The 17,672-nt window shown below is 75.1% G+C and carries 14 protein-coding genes and 1 tRNA gene; 5 read left to right on the plus strand and 10 right to left on the minus strand.

What is annotated here, in order from left to right:
- Positions 1 to 13 precede the first annotated feature (13 nt).
- From GQS52_RS11440 to GQS52_RS11460, 5 genes are all read right to left on the minus strand, one after another.
- Positions 14 to 1,090, minus strand: coding sequence for a PP2C family protein-serine/threonine phosphatase (locus GQS52_RS11440; protein ID WP_182313297.1), 1,077 nt, complete (start codon positions 1,088 to 1,090; stop codon positions 14 to 16).
- Positions 1,091 to 1,261: 171 nt separating this feature from the next.
- On the minus strand, positions 1,262 to 1,834 hold the full coding sequence (locus tag GQS52_RS11445) for a hypothetical protein (protein ID WP_182313298.1): 573 nt from the start codon (positions 1,832 to 1,834) through the stop codon (positions 1,262 to 1,264).
- A gap of 72 nt (positions 1,835 to 1,906) precedes the next feature.
- Entirely contained in the window at positions 1,907 to 3,337 is a 1,431-nt protein-coding gene (locus GQS52_RS11450) for a DUF2786 domain-containing protein (RefSeq protein WP_182313299.1), read from the minus strand.
- 243 nt (positions 3,338 to 3,580) lie between these two features.
- The gene (locus GQS52_RS11455) at positions 3,581 to 4,042 is read right to left on the minus strand and encodes a hypothetical protein (protein WP_182313300.1); all 462 of its coding nucleotides are present in this window, start codon (positions 4,040 to 4,042) and stop codon (positions 3,581 to 3,583) included.
- 521 nt (positions 4,043 to 4,563) lie between these two features.
- The gene (locus GQS52_RS11460; protein ID WP_182313301.1) at positions 4,564 to 4,761 is read right to left on the minus strand and encodes a hypothetical protein; all 198 of its coding nucleotides are present in this window, start codon (positions 4,759 to 4,761) and stop codon (positions 4,564 to 4,566) included.
- Between the two features lie 312 nt (positions 4,762 to 5,073).
- Here GQS52_RS11460 and GQS52_RS11465 point away from each other — a divergent pair, with 312 nt between their 5' ends.
- The 3 genes from GQS52_RS11465 (at position 5,074) to GQS52_RS11475 (ending at position 9,347) form a co-directional block, all read left to right on the plus strand.
- Entirely contained in the window at positions 5,074 to 7,878 is a 2,805-nt protein-coding gene (locus GQS52_RS11465) for a LuxR C-terminal-related transcriptional regulator (protein ID WP_182313302.1), read from the plus strand.
- 198 nt (positions 7,879 to 8,076) lie between these two features.
- Positions 8,077 to 8,496, plus strand: coding sequence for an STAS domain-containing protein (locus tag GQS52_RS11470; RefSeq protein WP_182313303.1), 420 nt, complete (start codon positions 8,077 to 8,079; stop codon positions 8,494 to 8,496).
- Positions 8,497 to 8,648: 152 nt separating this feature from the next.
- Complete coding sequence (locus GQS52_RS11475; protein ID WP_182313304.1) at positions 8,649 to 9,347, plus strand: ester cyclase; 699 nt, start codon at positions 8,649 to 8,651, stop codon at positions 9,345 to 9,347.
- 54 nt (positions 9,348 to 9,401) lie between these two features.
- Here GQS52_RS11475 and GQS52_RS11480 read toward each other — a convergent pair whose 3' ends face one another.
- On the minus strand, positions 9,402 to 10,811 hold the full coding sequence (locus GQS52_RS11480) for an FAD-binding oxidoreductase (protein ID WP_182313305.1): 1,410 nt from the start codon (positions 10,809 to 10,811) through the stop codon (positions 9,402 to 9,404).
- 259 nt (positions 10,812 to 11,070) lie between these two features.
- On the opposite strand from GQS52_RS11480, the gene GQS52_RS11485 reads away from it, so the two are divergent.
- Positions 11,071 to 12,783, plus strand: coding sequence for a hypothetical protein (locus tag GQS52_RS11485; protein ID WP_259370715.1), 1,713 nt, complete (start codon positions 11,071 to 11,073; stop codon positions 12,781 to 12,783).
- A gap of 39 nt (positions 12,784 to 12,822) precedes the next feature.
- On the opposite strand, the gene GQS52_RS11490 is transcribed toward GQS52_RS11485, so the two are convergent.
- Positions 12,823 to 13,203, minus strand: coding sequence for a helix-turn-helix domain-containing protein (locus GQS52_RS11490; RefSeq protein WP_182313306.1), 381 nt, complete (start codon positions 13,201 to 13,203; stop codon positions 12,823 to 12,825).
- Between the two features lie 133 nt (positions 13,204 to 13,336).
- Here GQS52_RS11490 and GQS52_RS11495 point away from each other — a divergent pair, with 133 nt between their 5' ends.
- Entirely contained in the window at positions 13,337 to 13,744 is a 408-nt protein-coding gene (locus GQS52_RS11495; RefSeq protein WP_182313307.1) for a RidA family protein, read from the plus strand.
- A gap of 181 nt (positions 13,745 to 13,925) precedes the next feature.
- Here the strand turns inward: GQS52_RS11495 and GQS52_RS11500 are convergent.
- The 3 genes from GQS52_RS11500 to GQS52_RS11510 all read right to left on the minus strand — a co-directional run bounded on the left by GQS52_RS11500 (position 13,926) and on the right by GQS52_RS11510 (position 17,658).
- A tRNA-Lys gene (locus GQS52_RS11500) sits at positions 13,926 to 14,001 on the minus strand.
- 390 nt (positions 14,002 to 14,391) lie between these two features.
- Entirely contained in the window at positions 14,392 to 16,797 is a 2,406-nt protein-coding gene (locus GQS52_RS11505; RefSeq protein ID WP_182313308.1) for a DEAD/DEAH box helicase, read from the minus strand.
- 297 nt (positions 16,798 to 17,094) lie between these two features.
- Positions 17,095 to 17,658, minus strand: a complete 564-nt coding sequence (locus GQS52_RS11510; protein WP_182313309.1) for a hypothetical protein — start codon at positions 17,656 to 17,658, stop codon at positions 17,095 to 17,097.
- Between the last annotated feature and the right edge of the window lie 14 nt (positions 17,659 to 17,672).

The following is a 17,672-nucleotide window of genomic DNA, read 5'->3' on the forward strand; positions in this document are numbered from 1 at the left end:
GACCGGCGGGCCGTCAGCCGCGGCTGACGGCGAGGAGCGCCATGTCGTCCTCGGTGACGCCGCCGGTGTGCCGGCGGACGTCGGCCAGGAGGTCGTCCAGCAGTTCCTCGGGGCCGGCGTGGGCGGTCCCGGACAGCCGGGGGACCGGGTCGTAGAAATCTCCGGCGGCGTTGCGGGCCTCGGTGAGGCCGTCGGTGTAGAGCAGCAGCAGCGCGCCCCGGGGGAAGTCGACGGTGTCCACCCGGTCCGGTGCCGCCGCCAGTTCGCCCATGCCCAGGGGCAGCGCGGCGTGCCCCGGCTCGACGGGCCGGACGGTCCTCCCGCCCGGCCCGACCAGCAGCGGCGGCGGATGGCCGCGGTTGACCAGCCGCACCTGCTGCGCGCCGGGCGGGAACTCGGCCAGCACGGCGGTGACGAAGCCCTCCGCGCGCTCGACCCCCGTCCGCAGGCCGATGTCCCTGTCCAGCGCGCTCTCCAGACGGCGGGCCACTCCGTCCAGGCCGGCCTCCTGCTCCGCCGCCTCCCGGAACGCCCCGACGGCCACCGCCACGGCCTCGACCGCGCCCAGGCCCTTGCCCCGGACGTCCCCGATCAGCGCCCGCACCCCGTACGGGGTCTGCTGCACGGCGTACAGGTCGCCGCCGATCCGGGCGTCCGCGTCGGCCGCGACGTAGCGGGCCGCCACGGTGAGCGGGCCCAGGCGCGGCGGCGGCAGCGGCAGCACGGCCCGCTGCGCGGCCAGCGCCACCGAGCGCACCGACTCCAGACGCTCGCCGTGGCGCCCCAGCATGCGGTTGACGTCCACGGCCAGGAGTGTGATCACGGCCGTGGTGAGCAGGTCCATGAGGCGCTGCGCGCCGCCGGCCCCGGGGGCCAGGGCGTCCACGACCATCTCGGCCGCGATCGCGGCCAGGCCGGTGAGCAGCGTGGCGCGCCACGAGAGGAGGGGCGCGGCGACCAGCGGGGCGGCGGTGTACAGGGGGGTCGCGGTCACGTCGGGCGGGGTGGCCAGGTCCAGGGCTGCGCCCAGCGCGATCAGGGCCCACGGGAGGCTGCTGCTGTAGCGCCACCGGGCGGTGAGAGGGTTCACGGCTCGGTCCTCCCCCCTCCTTCTCCTCGCGGGTGTTGCGTCCCCGCCCGGGCGGGCGGCCTTCCGGCGGGCGGCCTTCCGGCGGGCGGCCTGCCCGCGGACAACCTGCCGGCGGGCGGCCTTCCGGCGGACGGGACCGGACGGGCGGGGCCGGACGGGTCGGGGCGGTGTTCAGTAGCGGACGGCACGGGACAGCCGGGCGGTGACGCCCTCCGGCAGGTCGCGGTTGCTCCGTGCGACGGCCTTCGCCGTTCCGCCCGCCGGCACCTCGGGGAGGGCCACCACCACCGCGTCGTGGACCGTGCCGTCCGCGTCCTTGAAGTCGACCGCGACGCTGTACCGGTAGGGCTTGTCGGCGCGGTTGGTGACCGTGACGGTCGCGGTGGAGCGTCCCGATTCGTCGGTCCCCGTCCCGCCGACCCGCACGTCGCCCCCGGCGTCGGTGCCCTCCCGGACCTTGTCCAGCACGGACTGGGCGGCGGCGGTCGCCGACCGGGCGGCCTCGCCGGGGTCGGGCGCCTCACTGCCGCAGCCGGCCGCCGACAGGGCGAGGAGGACGAGCAGGAGGGCCGCGGCCGGTACCGTCGCCGCCCTCGGAGCCGCGAGGACCGCGAGGGCGGCGGGGGCCGCCGGGGCCGCCGGGGCCGCCGGGGCGGCGGGGGCGGCAGGGCTGCCGGGGGCGGCGGCCGGTCGTCCGTGCGGCCCGCCGGAGCCTGCGTACGCCTCGTGCCCCTGCCCTGTCACCGCGTGTCCTCTCGCCGTCGGCCCGGTGCCGTTGCTTCCCGTCCCAAGGCTGAGGGGCGGCGGGTGCGTCGGCTACCCGGGCGCACCCGGACGGGGGTGTGCCGGGCCGGAGGGGCGGCGCGGCCGGCGCAGTTCGGCGCGGTCCGCGGCGGCCGCGCCGTCCGACCACCCCTCGGCGTCGCGCCCCTTGAGGGAGTGGCTGGTGGTGGAGGGGAACATCCGGTCGGCGGCGTCCTCGACCGCCTCCTCGCGGGCCGCGAGCACCGGGAGGAGCCGCTCGGCGGGCAGGGACGCGCCCGGCCCTCCGCCCTCCATGCCGTCCGCCGCGCCGGCTGCTCCGGCCGCGGCGTCGCGGACGGCGTGCCCGGCGGCATCGGAGAGCCGCTGCCGGATCCGCCCGGCGTAGGAGATCAGGAACGACTGGCGGTAGTCCTTGGTCCTGGCGCGGCCGCCCCCGCGCCGCGCGGACTCCCGCCCCGCCACCGCGCGGGTCATCGCGGTGGTCGCCTGGAGCAGCAGCGAGGTGTGGAGCAGTTCCACCGCCTCCAGGTCCGTCCCGAAGCCCACCACCGTGGAGAAGCCGAACTCCGGGGACCACACGGTGCGGCACCGGTTCGCGGCGGCGACCGCGTCGAGCAGGGACGCCTTGGCCGCCTCGTAGGGCGCGTCGACCCCGATGCGGACCGACGCCGGGACCTCCTGCGGGCCGCTGCCGCCGGCCGCGAGCAGCGCCTCGGAGATGCTGTAGCGGGACATCAGCTCCTGCGCCTTGGCGGTCAGGGCCTCGGCCTCCTCGCCGTACTCGGTGGCCTCCGCCTTGGCGAGCAGCGCCCGGATCCGGGCTGGGATCCGGCCCCCGCCGGAAGCGGTGCCGGAAGCAGTGCCGGCGGAGGGGCCGGAAGCGGGTGCGGAGGGGCCGGGGGCGGCGGGGGCGTCGACCGGGGGGATCGCGGGGAGCCGGGCCAGCAGGCGCAGGACCCGCAGGACGCAGCCGGCCGTTCCGAAGCGGCCGGTCGACTCGCGGCGCCCGGCCGCGTCGAGGAACTCCGCGTCGTCGCCCCACCCGACGGCGGCCTCCAGTTCGTCGAGCTGCGCCGTCCATCGGGGTCCGGGACCGGGCAGCGGCTGCCGCCGGTGCTGGGCGGCGACGAGGTCCACGGCGAGCCTGACGTGCGCCGGCTGCAATTCGCGGCGGACGACGCGGACGAGGTCGGCGGGCTGCCAGCCGCGCCGCCAGCAGCCGTCGACCAGCTGCTCGGCGCGGGCGAGCACGGCCCGGGAGACGTGCGGCCAGCGGTCGCCCGCGGCGGCGAGCGGGGAGGCCGCCGAGTCGACGGCGTCCTCCAGGTCCTGCTCCGCGGCGCCCAGCACCGCGTGGAGCGCGGTCTCCACAGCCTCCGCCGCTGCCTTCTCCGCAACCGCGTCCCCGGCGGCCGTCCCCGCCGTCGCGTCCCCGGTCGCGTCCGTCCGCGGCGGCCGCGGTTCCTGCCTGCCCCTGCCCATGCCGTCCCCTCCACCGGGTGCCCGTCCCGTCCCATCCTCCAGCACGCCGGGAAACGCGCCGAGGGGCGCCGGAGCTTTCGCTCCGGCGCCCCTCGTCAGGGTGCACGGCCCCCGGGCCCCGGTGCACAAGGAAGGAGATTGTGCACCGGGCCGCCCGGGTCGGACCGAGTTCCTCGGACCAACGACTCCGAGGGGGCGGGGTCCCGTGTCCGGGAAGTGGCGCCCCTGCCCGGAGCTTCCGGGTCAGAGCAGGGAGAAGTTGAACTGCTCCGCGCGGTTGTTGTTGCCGGCCTGGCAGATGGTCTGCGCGCCCGTGTCGTTCAGGAGGGTGACAGGGAGCAGGGCCAGGAGGCTGGCGCCACCCTGCTTCGGCTCGGCCGGGCAGTAGTTGGCGTTGATGTGGTTGTCGCCGTCCTCCTCCTTGAAGTAGGTGTTCTTGTGGTCCTCGCGGCTGTACCGGTGGTCCTCGCGGTCGTAGCGGTGGTCCTCGCGGTCGTACCGGTCGTTGTCGCGGTCGTACCGGTTGTTGTCGCGGTCGTACCGGTTGTTGTCCTCGTCGCGCTTGTTCTCGTGGTCGCGAGCGTTGTCGCTGACGGAGGAGTAGGACCCCTCGTCACCGGTGTTGGCGAGCGCACCGCCGGCGGTGCCGAGGACGGAGGCGCCGACAGCAGCGACGACGACGGCGGCCTTCGCGATTCGCTTCATGGAAATTGCTCCCTGAAAGGTTGGGACTGGGTTCCGGTCCCTGGGGACTGGTGTCATGCCTAACGATGCCGTTTTTCGACGGATACGCACCTACACTCGTTTGGAGCTAATCCCCGCCACAACCTGGGGTTCTTTGCCTATACGCCCCTGATCACGCCCCTCGCAAGTGTGAAGGAATACCGCCCTCCTGGCGGAGCGTCGGAACTCTTCGGGCCGGTTGCGGGCCGATCCCGCGGGTTCGGATTTCCTTGTCCCGGCCTCGTTCTTCGCCCTCCCGGAGGGTGGGCAAGGGCCCTGAGAGCCCGTCGAATGCCACGTCGAACCCCTCGTCACGGCATCCGCACCGAGGCGTTCCCGGGCCGATTCCCGCAGACGGACGGCCTGTCGGGCCGGGAAACCGGTGACGCGGAGCGGGGAGGAGGGGACACCCGCCGCGGTCGGCGGTGCCGGCGGCACACCGTCAGGGCCGGGGCCGGGTCCGCGCCGCGCACGGAATTCCGCCCGGCGGCCGACGCCTCCATTCACGGGACGGCGGCGAGAATGCGGACGGCCACCCCTGACGGCCGGAAGGGATTGCCCGGGAAATCGGTATCCACCGCGCGACGGCCGTTCTCGGACCGGCAGGCGCGGCGCACATCGCGGATGACCACGCCATCGGAAAAATGACCGCCGAACGGCTGATTCCGCTGCGCGGATCGGTGAAAAAACTCAAGGAACATCCGGCTGCGACAACGCACCTGTGCGCCTACGCACCGGAACAGCTGCTGCCCGTACTCCCGAGGAGGAGGACGCCGTCCGCGTGGAGGAGGCGCGGTTCCGGGCCGCTGCGCCGGCTTCCGCAGGACGCCCGTCCGCCCGTCCGCCCGCCCGCCGCACCCCGGCCCCCGGCCCCCGGCCCCCGGCCCCCGCCAGGTGATACGCCGACACACGGGCCCTCCGAGGAGGAAGGAAAAAAGAGAAAGGATTCCCCGCAGACACGTACGAAATGCACAGGCATGGCGTTCCTGTACACGCCGTCGCATCCTGGCACTGTGCCGAGGCCGACCGAGAAAACGTCCGCCGGTGCCGCGAGCAGCGGCGCGGGACGGGTCGAGCGCGCGGCCGTCCCCCCTCCCAAGGTGCGCATCCCCTTCACCACCGCGGCCTCGGTCACCCGGCAGCGGCTGATGCGGCTGATCCCCGCCGAGCCCCCGGCCGTGCCCGGGGAGGGCCCCGACGTGCTGCTGCTGTGCGCCCCCGCCGGGTCCGGCAAGACCACCCTGCTCGCCGACTGGGCCCGGCAGGTCGCCGTCCTCCCGGACGCGGAGATCGGAGAAGGACGGCCCGGGGAGGAAAGCTCCGGGAAGCAGGAGGAGGGGACCGGGAGGGAAGGGGCCGGGACGGAGGAGGCCGGCACCGTGGGCGCCCGGGGCCGCGCCGTCGTGGCGTGGGTCTCGCTGGACGCCGACGACAACGACGTGTTCCGGCTGTGGTCGGCCCTGCTGACCTCCCTGGAGGCCACCGGCGCGTGGGGCCCCGGCAGCACGCTGCACCGGCTCGCCCCTCCGCACGGCCCGGTCGAACCCGGCTTCCTGGCCGCCGTGGCCCGCGCCCTGGAGGAGGCCACCGCCAGGGTCTGGCTGGTCCTCGACGACACCCAGGAACTGCACGACCCCGACGCGCTGCACAGCCTGGGCGAGCTGCTCAGGATCACTCCGGGCGGCCCGGCGGTGGTCCTGTCCGGCCGCGAGGAGCCCCCGCTGGCCCTGCACCGGCTCCGCCTCGAGGGGAGGGTGCGGGAGATCCCCGCGCACGAGCTGACGTTCACCCGGGAGGAGGCCGAGCGGCTGCTCGACGCCTCCGGTGTCCGGCTCCCCCCGGACCGGCTCGGCCTGCTGGTCGACCGGACCGAGGGCTGGGCGGCGGGCCTGCGGCTGGCAGCCCTGTCCCTGCCGGGCGCCCCCGACCCGTCGGCGGTCATCGGGGAGTTCTCCGGCGACGACCGGGGCGTCACCGACTACATCGTCGGCGAGGTCGTCCACCACCTGCCCGCGCACGTCCGCCGCTTCCTGCTGGACACCAGCGTGTGCGACCGGCTCTCCGTCGGCCTGGCCGCCGCCCTGTCCGGGCGCGGCGACGCGGGGGAGATCCTGGACCGGCTGGAACGCGGCAACGTGCTCACCGTCCGGCTCGGCCGGACCGGCGACTGGTACCGGTACCACTCCCTCCTCCTCGGCTGCCTGCGCGCCGAACTGCGGCGCGGCGACATGGCCGCCTGGCTGCGCCTGCACCGCACCGCGGCCCGCTGGTACGCCGGCCACGGCATGCCCGACGAGGCCCTGGAGCACGCGGTCGCCTCCGAGGACCCCGACCTGGCGGCCGAGCTGATCGAGGCGCACGGCCCCCACCAGATCCTCGGCCGGGGCGGCGCACCGCTGCGGCGCCTCCTGGCCGGCGCCCCCGCCGGACTGACCGCCCGCCCGGCCGTCGCCCTGGTGTCGGCCCTCGCCTCCCTCCTGAGCGGCGACCGGCCCGGCGCCGAGGCCCGGCTGCACGCCCTCGGCAGGACGCCCGCCGACCACCCGCAGCGGGCCCTGCGGGTGCTGCACGCATCCATCGAGGTCAACCGGGCCCGCCTGGGCGGGGACGTCCCCGCCGCGCTCGCCCGGCTGGACGCCGTCGGCACCGGCCCCACCGGCAACCCGGACATCGACCTGATCGCGCTGGTCGGCGCGGGCACCGCCCGCATGTGGCTGGGCGACCACGACACCGCGGAGCGGAACCTCACCGACGCCCTGCGCCTGGCCGGCGCCACCGGCCTGGACTACCTCGCCCTGGTCTGCCTGGGGAACCTCGGCGCCGTCGCCTCCTGCCGCAGCGACCTGGGCGGGACGGACCGCCGCGCCCGGGCCGCCGTCGAGTTCGCCGCCTCCCGCGGCTGGGAGCACACCTCCACCTGCGCGTTCCCCTTCGGCCTCCTCGCCTGGGCCGCCCACCAGCGCCTCGACACCCGCGCCGCCCGCGAGTACGCGAGCACCGCCATGTCGCTGCTGCACGACCACATGGAGGCCACGGTCGAACTGAGCGTGCGCGCCACCGACGCGGCGGTCGCCGCCGACACCGCAGGGGACGCGCACTCCGCCGCCGCGCGGATGCACGAGGTCTGGCTGCGCATGGACCGCAGGCACTCGCCGCCCTCCCTCATCGCCTACTCCGCCCCGGCCGTGCAGCGGCTGGCACTGCAGGTCGGCGAGACGGCCTGGGCCGTCGGGGCCGTGCAGCGGACGCGGACACTGCTCGGCCCCGGCGGCGAATGGCTCCTGCTGCGGGCCGTCGCCCGGGCGCACGGCGGCCGGCCCGACGCCGCCCGCCGGGTCCTGCGGCCCGTCCTGAACGGCTCCGCCCCCTGCGTAGTGGCCACCACCGCCGTCCACGCCTGGCTGCTCGAGGCCGTCCTCGCCGAGCGCTCCGGGAACACCTACCGCTCCCACGAGGCCGTGGCCCGGGCCCTGGAGGCCGCCGCGCCGAGGGAGATCCTGCGCCCGTTCCGCGACGCGGGAGAGACGGTGCGGACCCTGATCGCCCGCGGCACCGGACGCTTCGGACGGCACGAGGCCTTCGCCGCCCGCCTGCTCACCGCCCTGCCCGTGCCCTCCGCGGCCCCGGCCGCGCTCACCGCCAGCGAGCAGCGGCTGCTCCTCGAACTGCCCTCGATGCGCACCACCGAGGAGATCGCCGCGGCCCTCCACGTCTCCCCCAACACCGTCAAGACACACCTGCGCGGGATCTACCGCAAGCTCGGCGTCCGCAGCCGCCGCGACGCCATCACCGCCGCACGCCGCCGGGGACTGCTGTAGGAGCGGGGCGGAGCAGTCCGGCCCGGCGGGGGCGGTCCGGGGCGGCAGGGGCGGTCCGGGGCGGCGGGGGCTCCGGGCCCGGGGCCCCCACCTGCGGCACCTGCCCGATCAGTCCGCTTTCACCCGGTCCGGGTGAGGCGGTGGTTCCGGCTTCCCGGGAGAGTCGGAAGCACGGTCCACCGCCCGTAGGAGGTCGACATGGCATGCGGCGCAGTCACGGAGCAGCCCTGCGTACCGAACGGTTGCGGACCCACCTGCCGGGCCTTCGAGGTGCCCTCCGCCCGCGGCGGCTCCTCCGCCCGCGGCGACCGGGCCGACTGGTCCGTCATACCTCTCCGCGGCGAACTCGACCTGGTCACCGGTCCCCGGCTCAGGGCGTGCCTGGACCGCCACCTCGCCGCCGGCCGGTGCCGGATCGTCGTCGACCTGTCCGACGTCACCTTCATGGACTGCACGACCCTGGGCCTGCTGGTGCGGGCCCGCAAGGAGGCGAGGACCCGCAGCGGTGCGGTCAGGCTGGTCGCCGGCCGTCCGCAGGTCCTCATGCTGCTGGACATGACCGGGATGCGGCACTCCTTCGAGGTCCTGCCCACGCTCGAGGCGGCCCTGGCGGACTGACTTCTCCCGCCCCGCCCCGGAGTCGGGAAGCCGCGTGCGGCGTCCGCGGACTAGCCTTGACACGGGGGCGGACCCGCCGTCCGGCCGTTCCGCCGCACGGGGGCCGCGGGGGCCGCAGGGGGGTGGAGGAAGACCCTTCCGGGAGGCTCACCATGACATTCGTGCAGATCGTCGAAGGCAAGACCGACAGGTGGGACGAGATGGACCGGCTCATGGACGCATGGGCCGAGCAGACCAGGGGGAAGCGGACGGCCACCCACTCGATGGTCGGCCGGGACCGGACCGACACCGGCCACTGGGTGGAGATCGTCGAGTTCCCCTCCTACGAGGAGGCCGTGAAGAACTCCCGGCTCCCCGAGACCAACCGGGTCTTCGAGCAGCTGGTCGCCCTGTGCACCGAACCCCCGACCTTCACCGACCTCGACGTCGTCCGTGACGAGCAGCTCAACAAGGAGACCGCCCGCCGGTTCTTCCAGGAGGTCGCCGGGAGCGGCGGCGCCCCCTCCGCGATCGGCGAGCTGTGCACCACCGACTGCCGCAGCCACGACCCCGCCGAGGGCAGGGAGGTCGTCGGGCTCGAGGACTTCGAGCGGGCCGTCGAGGCGTACCGCGAGGCGCTCGGCCTCGTCTTCACCGTCGAGGGGCAGGTCGCCGAGGGCGACGAGGTGGCCACCATCTGGAGGGCCCGGGGCGTCCACCGGGGCGAGTTCATGGAGATGGCGCCCACCGGCAAGCACGTGGAGTTCTCCGGCACGACCGTCCAGCGGTTCCGCGACGGGAAGATCTGCGAGAGCCGGTGGCACTGGGACGCCCTCGGGCTGCTCCGGCAGATCGGCGCCGTCGGCGTCTGACGGCCGGAGCCGGGGCCGGGCCGGGCGCCGGACGGCCGCCGCCGTGGCCCGGTCTCAGTGCCGGCCGGGGACGACGTTCTGGTTGAGGTGGAAGAGGTTGCCCGGGTCGTAGTGCTCCTTGAGCGCCCTCAGCCGCAGGTACTTCCGCGTCCCGTACGCCTCGCGCACCCGGTCCTCCCCCTCGTCCATGAGGAAGTTGACGTAGACGCCCGTCTCGAAGGGCTCCAGGGCGGTCCGGAACGCCCTCGCCCACTGCCGCTCCTGCGCGAAGCCGCGCTCGGTGGCGCAGGTCGCGTTCAGGCTGAAGGTGTGGCCGGCGTCCCGTCCGTCGAAGGCGGTCTCCTCGGCGCCCACCCGTGCGACCGCCCCGCCCAGGTGGAAGACCGGGAAGCTCGTCAGCGGGGAGGTGGAGCGCGGGGCGTGCGCCGCGGTGATGTCGATGACCCGGTCCCCGAGCCGGTGGACGTTGCAGGAGCGGAAGTAGTACCAGTGGCCGTGCGGGAAGGCCGGGTCGAGCATCGCCTGGTGCTCCACGAACGGCCTGGGCGCGCACAGGTCCAGCAGGGGCGGGCCGAACCCGCGCAGCGGCCGGACCACCCGCTCCCCCTCGTCCACCTCCCCCGCCCAGCAGCACACCACCATCACCACGGGCCTGCCGTGCAGTTCCCGCGGGAGGTCCGGTGACGGCAGGAGCCTGCGGTGGATCACCGCCGTGGTCATACCGTCCGGCACCTGCTCGATCCAGTCGCGGTAGAAGTGCATCACGCGCGCCGACTCCGCCATCGGCCACACGACCGGCCCGGCCAGCACGACCGGCCCCACCGGGTGGAGGCGGAACTCGAACTCCGTGGCGATCCCGAAGTTGCCTCCTCCGCCGCGCAGTCCCCAGAACAGCTCCTCGTTGCGCGTGGCGCCGGCCGTGACGAGCCCGCCGTCGGCGGTCACCAGGTCCACCGACAGCAGCTGGTCGACCGTCAGTCCGTACTTGCGCATCAGCCAGCCGATGCCGCCGCCGAGCGTGAGGCCGGCGACCCCGGTGTGCGTGACCACGCCCGACGGCACCGCCAGGCCGAACCGCTGCGTCTCCCGGTCCATCTCCCCGAGCAGCACGCCCGCCTGCACCCGGACGGTACGGGCCTCCGGGTCCACCCGGATCCCCTTCATCGGCGACAGGTCCGCCACCACCCCGTCGTCGCACACCGAGTGGCCCGGGAAGCTGTGGCCGCCGCTGCGCACCGCGAGCTCCAGCCCGGTCCGCCGTACGAACCGCAGCACGGCGACCACGTCCGCGACGCAGGTGCAGTAGGCGATCAGCGCGGGGAAGCGGTCGACCGAGCCGTTCCAGACCCGGCGGTCCTGCCGGTAGGAGGGGTCGCCGGGCCGTACGAGCCGGCCCCGGAAGGAACCCTCCAGGTCGCGGAACGCCGCACGGTCAAGCCCCGCTGCTCCGGTCGTGGCATTCATCGCCGCTCCTCACCGCCGCGCCGGCGGCACCGCCGCCGGCACTGCAGAAACCACCACAGGGACGGCAAACCCCGTGAGCCCACCGAAAGCGACGGACACCTCCGAGTCTGGCACCGGCAGACCGCGGATTCCTCCGGATGCCGAATCCGATTTGTCCGTTTCGAGCAACCCCGGGAGCGTTGACGGCCCGGGCGCACGCACGGCCCCGGACCGCTCCCCTTCCCATTCCCTTTCCCCGACGAGATCGGTGAGGTCGTCGATGCAGGCAGCAGGCCCCCCTTCCGGCCCGGCGGTCGCACAGGCCCGGCCCGCCCGACGGACGGACCCGCGCGCACGGGCCGCCGCCCTCCCCGCGGGCGGCTCCGTACTCTGGCCGGCCGCCGTCGCCGCGGCCTTCACCGCCTGCCAGTTGCTCCTCGTGGTCCCCGGCACCGGACTGGGGTGGGACGAGACGGTGTACGTCAGCCAGGTGAGCCCACAGGCCCCGGCCGCGTTCTTCAGCGCACCGCGGGCCCGGGGCGTCACCTTCCTCGCCGCACCCGTCACCGCCCTGACCGACTCGGTGACGGTACTGCGGACATGGCTGGCGCTGCTGTCCGGAGCGGGCCTGCTGCTCGCCCTCCTCCCGTGGCGCCGGCTGCTCCCGGCCCCCGTGACGGCCCTGGCCGGCGCGCTGTTCGCGAGCCTGTGGATCACCCTCTTCTACGGCCCCCAGGTGATGCCCAACCTGTGGGTCGCCCTGGGCTCGCTCGCCGCGGTCGGCTGCTTCCTGAACGCGGTACGGGCCGCCGAACGGACTCCCGACGGCACGGGTACGGCAGAGACGGCGGGCACGGCAGGAACGACGGACAGGGCGGGCACGGCGGACAGGGCGGACACGGCGGCCGCCGCGGGCCGGCCCCTGCCCCCGGGCCGGCGCCGGCGCCGGCGCCGGGGCCGGCCCGGGCGTGCGGACCTGGCCGGGCTGGGGGCAGCGGTCGCCGTCGTCGCCCTGATGCGTCCCTCCGACGCGGTGTGGCTGGTCCTGCCCCTGGCCGCCGCGGCGCTCGCGGTACGGCCGTGGCGGCACGCCGCCGTCCTTGTCGTCCTCGTCGGCGGCCTGCTCCTCGGCGGCGCGGAGTGGGCCGTCGAGGCCCAGCTCCGCTACGGCGGGCTGTTCACCCGGCTGGAGCGGGCGAGCGAGATCCAGGGCGGGATCGGCCTGACCGCGGACCTCGCCCGCACCGCCTTCGACGACCAGGTCCGGGCCCTGGAGGGGCGGGCCCTGTGCCGCCCGTGCGACGTCCCCTGGCGGTACCCGACCACCGCGCTGTGGTGGTTCGCCCTGCCCCTGCTCACCGTCGGCGGCGTGGTGGCCGGGGCCCGCACCGGACTGCGGGCGGAGACCCGGCTGCCGGTCCTGGCCGCCGGGTCCCTCGCCGTGCCCTACCTGCTGCTCATCGACTACGCCGCGCCCCGCTTCCTGCTCCCCTCCTACGCCCTGCTGGCCGTGCCGGTGGCCGTCCTCGTGACGGCCGCGGCGACCGCGGCGGGCCCGCGGCTGCGGCCCGTCGTCGCCGCGGTGACGGCCCTCGTCCTGGCGGGCCACCTGGCGGTCCAGTTCGCCGTGCTCGACAGGGCGGTGGAGCGCAACCGCGCCACCCGGCAGACCAACGAGCGGATCGCCGCCGCCCTCCACGACCGGGGAGTGCGGCCGCCGTGCACCCTGACCGGGCAGCACGCCGTCCCCCTCGCCTTCCACACCGGGTGCGCCTCGCGCCAGGACGGCGGGCACGACGGCAGCATCACCGACGCCCGCCTGCGCGCCCTCGCCCGCGCCGAGCCGCTCGCCGTCCTCGTCGCCGGGGACCACTCACCGCCCGGCTGGGCCCGCGACTGGCCCGTCCAGCCCCTCCCCGACCTGCCGGGGGTGCCCGACCTGCGCGCCCACCTCTCCCCCACCGCGGTCGAGGCCGCCTCCCGCCCCCGGTAGACCGGGTGCGGTGACGACGCGGCCGCCCGCCGCCCGCCGTCAGGCGTCGAAGCGGTGGCGGGCGGTCTCGATCTGACCGAGGTACTGCTGGGTCCAGTCGCACATTCCGCCGACCACCGCCCGCAGGGCCCGGCCCGGCTCGGTGAGGGTGTACTCGACCCGCGGCGGGACGGTGGGGTGCACGGTGCGCACGACCAGGCCGTTGCGCTCCAGCATGCGCAGGTTCTGGGTGAGCATCTTGTGGCTGACCCCCTCGACCTCGTTCCGCAACTCGTTGAAGCGCAGGGTGCGTTCACCCAGAGCCTCGAGGATCAGGAACGCCCACTTGTTGGCGATGTCGGAGAAGATCTCCCGCGCCAGGGAGTCGGCGCGCCTCAGATCCGCTTCCTCGGGCAAGCCGCTGAACTGCTTGGTCACCATGAGGTTCCCCAGTCACTGAAAAGTGCGTTCTTCCATGTCAGCCGCCACTCTCCTACGGTTCCCAAGTAACCACAAGAGAGCAAGAGGGCTTGTGCGGGCCCACCACGCCCGCACGCCCGAGGAGGCAATCAGCATGGCCATCACCCTGGTGAACCCCGGTGGACTGCCGGAGATCGACGTCTACCGGCACGTGTCGATCGCGTCCGGCACGAAGCTCGTATTCGTCGCCGGACAGGTCGCCCAGGACGCCGAGGGGAACGTCGTCGGCGAGGGTGACTTCGCCGCCCAGGTCGAACAGTGTTACCTCAACGTCGGCACCGCCCTGGCCGAGGCCGGCGGCTCCTTCGACGACCTGGCGAAGCTGAACGTCCACGTCGTCGGCTGGACCGCCGACAAGATGCCCGCCCTCCTGGAGGGGATCTCCCGGGCGGCCGAGAAGCTCGGAGTCACCCCGGCCCCGCCGGCCACGCTGCTGGGCGTTGCGGCACTGGCCGCGCCCGAGTACCTGGTCGAGGTCGAGGCCGTCGCGGTTCTCGACTGAACGGGCGCTCCCCGGAAGGTGCGTCGGCCGGCCGCCGAAAGGTGAGCCGACCGGCGCACCTTTCGGTGTTCACCGGCCGTACCGGGCGTACCGGGCGCACCGGGCGCGAGCGCGCGGCGGCGAGCGCGGAAACGACGGAACCCCGTCCGAACCGGTCGGCGGGGTTCCGGAGATGTACTGCTGGTGGGCCGCCAGGGGCTCGAACCCTGAACCTACGGATTAAAAGTCCGCAGCTCTGCCAATTGAGCTAGCGGCCCCGGAGGGAAGCCTACCGTCCTCGGGCCGGTGGGTGTCCACGGCATTCCGCCGACGGCCGACGGCGGGCGGGGCCCCGCGCCGTCCTCGTCCCTGCGGTTCGCGTCCACCACGTTCTCGAACCGTCCGGCCGGTGAGCCGGCGACAGCTCCCGTCGCCGCCCGGCCCGGAACGGCCGTCACCACCCGCCGGAGCAGCGGCGGACGGCGTGTCCGGTGCCACCCGCCCCACCGTCGCCGTCGCGAACGCAAGCACATGGAGGGGTCCGTGGGGCGGCTCACGGCCCCGACCGCGTCACGGGCCGGGGACCGGGGGTACGGGACGGGCCCGCCCGATGCTCTCGGGGAGCATCGGGCGGGCCCGGGGTGCTGCTGCGGCCGTGGAGGCCTCGGTCAGCCGTTGCGCTTCCAGCGCGGCTTGTCCTGGCGGCGGTCGAAGGAGGAGCCGCTGCTGCTGCCGGTGCCGCGGTGGTCGTCGCGGCGGCCGTAGGACGGACGGCGGTCGCGGTCGCCGGAGAAGGGCCGGCTGTGCGAGCTGCCCGGGCGGTCCTCGCGACGGTCGCGGTTGAACGGGCGGTCGCCGCCGCTGCGGTTGTCCCGACGGTCGTCGCGGTTGAACGGACGGTCGTCACGGTTGAACGGACGCCCGCCGCGGTCGTCCCGACGGTCGCGGTCGAAACCACGGCCACCGCGGTCGTCACGGTTGTCCCGGTTGAACGGACGGTCGTCCCGGTTGAACGGACGCCCACCGCGGTCACCGCGGTCGTCCCGACGGTCGCGGTCGAAACCACGCCCGCCGCGGTCGTCACGGTTGAAGGGGCGCCCGCCGCGGTCGTCCCGACGGTCGCGGTCGAAACCGCGCCCACCGCGGTCGTCACGGTTGTCCCGGTTGAACGGACGGTCGTCCCGGTTGAAGGGGCGCCCGCCGCGGTCACCGCGGTCGTCCCGACGGTCGCGGTCGAAACCACGCCCGCCGCGGTCGTCACGGTCGCGGCGCGCGAAGTTGCCGCGGTCGTCCCGGCGCTCGCGGTCGAAGCCGCGCCCACCGCGGTCGTCACGGTTGTCCCGGTTGAACGGACGGTCGTCCCGGTTGAAGGGGCGGTCCTCGCGACGCTCACGGCGCTCGAAGCCGCGCTCCGGGGCCTCGGCGGCCGGGGTACCGGTCCGCTCGGCGGCCGGGGCCTGCGCCGTCTCCGCGACGGTGTCGGTCCCGGTGGTCTCCGCCACGGTCCCGGTGGCCTCGACGGCGCCGTCCTGCTCCCCGTCCGCGTCCGCGGCCGGGCCGTCCTGGACGGTCTCGCCGCGCTCGCGCGCCGCGCGGGCCGCCAGGCGGTCGGCGTCGCCGCGCAGCTCGGTCGCCCGGCGCTGCAGCTTCTCCAGGCTGCGGGTGAGGTCCTGGACCTCCCGCTCGGCCTGCGCGGCGGCGTTGGCCGCGGCCTCGGCCTGGACCTCGGTCAGTGACCGGGCACCGGTGATGCGCTTGAGGTCCTCGTCGAAGACCCCGCCGGCGATGTGGCGCGTGGCGTCGACGCCCGCGTCCTCCATCAGGCGGAAGGTGGAGCGGCGCTGGTGCGGAAGGACCAGGGTGACCACGGTGCCGCTGCGGCCGGCGCGGGCGGTGCGGCCCGAGCGGTGCAGGTAGTCCTTGTGGTCGCCGGCCGGGTCGACGTTGAGCACGAGGTCGATGCCGTCGACGTGGATGCCGCGGGCGGCGACGTCGGTGGCCACGAGGACGTTGACGTAGCCGTCCTTGAAGTCCGCGAGGACGCGGGTGCGGGCGCCCTGGGTCATGCCGCCGTGCAGGGCGTCGGCGCGCACGCCCGCCTCGCACAGCTGCTCGGCGACCCGGTCCGCGCCCATCTGGGTGCGGACGAAGATGATCGTGCGGCCCTTGCGCGCCGCGATGGCGGCGGTGACCGGCGCCTTGTCCTTCGGCTTCACCACGAGGATGTGGTGGGTCATCGTCGTCACCGCGCCCTGCGCCGCGTCGACCTCGTGGACGACGGGCGAGGACAGGTACCGCTTGACGAGGGTGTCGATCTCGTTCTCCAGCGTCGCGGAGAACAGCATGCGCTGGCCGCCCGGCGGCACCAGGTCGAGGATCTCGGTGACCTCGGGCAGGAAGCCCATGTCGGCCATCTGGTCGGCCTCGTCGAGGACGGCGATCGAGACCTGGTCGAGGGAGCAGGCGCCGCGGTCGATCAGGTCGCGCAGGCGGCCCGGGGTGGCGACGAGGACGTCCACCCCGCGCTCGAGCGCGTAGATCTGACGGGGCATCGAGGTGCCGCCGCAGACGACCTTGAGGTTCAGGCCGAGCACCGAGCCGTAGGGCTCGAGCGCGTCGGAGACCTGCATGGCCAGCTCGCGGGTCGGGGTGAGGATGATGCCGCGCGGGCGCTTGGCCTGGGTGCGGCCGTCCTGGGCGAGGCGGGTCAGCAGCGGCAGGCCGAAGCTGAGGGTCTTGCCGGAGCCGGTGCGGCCGCGGCCGAGGATGTCCTTGCCTGCCAGGGCGTCCGGGATGGTCGCGGCCTGGATCGGGAAGGGCGTGGTCACGCCGCGCTTGGAGAGGGCGCGGACGATGTCCTCGTGCAGACCCAGGTCGCCGAAGGTGAGGCCGGGCTCGTCGGCGGCCTCGGTTGCCTCGGTCGTCTCGGCGGCCTCGGTCGTCTCGGGGGCCTCGGTCGTCTCGGGGGCCGTGTCGGCGTCGGTCACGGTGACCGCGGTGGCGTTGATGTCGACGTCGATGTCGATGTCCTCGTGCCCGGGCACGACGGAGCGGTCAGAAGCGGTAATGGACATGCGAAAGCAGAACCTTCCGGAAACTCGGCACGCGCCAGCTCCCGCAGTTCGCATAAGACCGCCTCGATACGGCCAGACCACGGAATGTACGGAACGCGCCACACGGCGCTCTTCGGATTCGGCGCCGGGCAATGGGGGCAAACGATCTGCCAGCATACGCACCTGCCCACCGATACGCCAAATCGCCCATGCCCGTGCTGTTCCCGGCCCGTTCCGGGCCGGTCCCAGGACGGTCCCCGGCCCGCTCCCGCGCCGGTCTCCGCCGCAGGCCGCGCGCCGTCCGGACCGCCGCCCCGGTCACGGCGACTGGTCGCCACCCCCGCCGCCGCTCTCTCCGCCGGTTCCCTCGCCGGGGGCGTCCGAGGCCGGCGGGGTGGTGGGTTCGGGTTCGGGCTCGGGTTCCGGGTCGGGCGCCGGGGGCTCGGAGACCGTGGGGCCGGGTGCGTCCGGCTTCGGCGACCCGGGTTTCCCGGGCTTTCCCGGCCTGTCCGAGGGCCGGGACCCGCCGCCTCCCGAGTGCTTCCCGTCGTCCGGTTCCCGGCCGGCCCCCGGGTCGGCGGTCCCCGTCCCCTCGTCGCTCCCGGAGGGGGACCTCCGGTCCTCCTCGCTCCCGGCGCCCCGGACGCCCGGGACCCCCGGCAGCGGACCCGCGCCTCCCGGCAGGCCCCCCTCTCCGCCGACGACGGACGAGGAGCCGATGCCGGTGTCGTCGGCGCGCTCCCCCGCCGACCCCTGCGGGCCGGGGCGCCGCTGCGGCTCCCCGTCGACGCTCATGCAACCGCCCAGGGCCAGCAGGGCCGGGAGGAGGGCGGCGGCGCACCGGCCTGCTGCACCGCGGGGGAAGCGGGGGAACGGGAGCATGCGTGACCTCGGGG

This window comes from Streptomyces sp. SCUT-3 (genome assembly GCF_014083985.1).
GTDB classification, from domain to species: domain Bacteria; phylum Actinomycetota; class Actinomycetes; order Streptomycetales; family Streptomycetaceae; genus Streptomyces_H; species Streptomyces_H thermolineatus.

Bases quoted from the DNA above. Each gene is read 5' to 3' on its own strand.
- GQS52_RS11470 (WP_182313303.1), top strand. From the start codon at position 8,077: ATGGCATGCGGCGCAGTCACGGAGCAGCCCTGCGTACCGAACGGTTGC.
- GQS52_RS11490 (WP_182313306.1), bottom strand. From the start codon at position 13,203: ATGGTGACCAAGCAGTTCAGCGGCTTGCCCGAGGAAGCGGATCTGAGG.
- GQS52_RS11460 (WP_182313301.1), bottom strand. From the start codon at position 4,761: ATGTTCCTTGAGTTTTTTCACCGATCCGCGCAGCGGAATCAGCCGTTC.
- GQS52_RS11480 (WP_182313305.1), bottom strand. From the start codon at position 10,811: ATGAATGCCACGACCGGAGCAGCGGGGCTTGACCGTGCGGCGTTCCGC.
- GQS52_RS11505 (WP_182313308.1), bottom strand. From the start codon at position 16,797: ATGTCCATTACCGCTTCTGACCGCTCCGTCGTGCCCGGGCACGAGGAC.
- GQS52_RS11450 (WP_182313299.1), bottom strand. From the start codon at position 3,337: ATGGGCAGGGGCAGGCAGGAACCGCGGCCGCCGCGGACGGACGCGACC.
- GQS52_RS11495 (WP_182313307.1), top strand. From the start codon at position 13,337: ATGGCCATCACCCTGGTGAACCCCGGTGGACTGCCGGAGATCGACGTC.
- GQS52_RS11510 (WP_182313309.1), bottom strand. From the start codon at position 17,658: ATGCTCCCGTTCCCCCGCTTCCCCCGCGGTGCAGCAGGCCGGTGCGCC.
- GQS52_RS11475 (WP_182313304.1), top strand. From the start codon at position 8,649: ATGACATTCGTGCAGATCGTCGAAGGCAAGACCGACAGGTGGGACGAG.
- GQS52_RS11455 (WP_182313300.1), bottom strand. From the start codon at position 4,042: ATGAAGCGAATCGCGAAGGCCGCCGTCGTCGTCGCTGCTGTCGGCGCC.
- GQS52_RS11485 (WP_259370715.1), top strand. From the start codon at position 11,071: ATGCAGGCAGCAGGCCCCCCTTCCGGCCCGGCGGTCGCACAGGCCCGG.